The 256-nt window shown below is 68.8% G+C and carries 1 protein-coding gene; it reads left to right on the top strand.

Features of this window, described 5'->3' with window-relative positions:
- Window positions 1–204 (top strand): biliverdin-producing heme oxygenase (locus ACPYOM_RS23000; protein WP_481347741.1); only part of this gene is annotated, 204 nt, incomplete at its 5' end.
- Between the last annotated feature and the right edge of the window lie 52 nt (window positions 205–256).

The raw sequence follows: 256 nt of genomic DNA, 5'->3' as shown, positions 1-256 counted from the left end.
ACCGAGGACGGCGTCCGCTTCTACCTCTTCGCGGACATCGCCGACACCCGCGCCTTCAAGGACGCCTATCGCGAGCTGCTGGACCGTGCGCCCTGGGATGCCGACGAGCAGGAGCGCATCATCGAGGAAGTCCTTCTCGCCTACCGCTTCAACACCGAGCTGTTCGAGGACCTGCTCGCCGACAAGGCGGCACGCGTCGCCTGATCCGCTCTGCGCTCACTCCGCGGCCGCCCGGACGGCCGCCATGAAGCGGCGC

This window comes from Monashia sp. HAY1-2A (assembly GCF_056755315.1).
The sequence above is the reverse complement of the archived record's forward strand: the minus strand, read 5'-3'. Positions and strand labels throughout refer to the sequence as shown.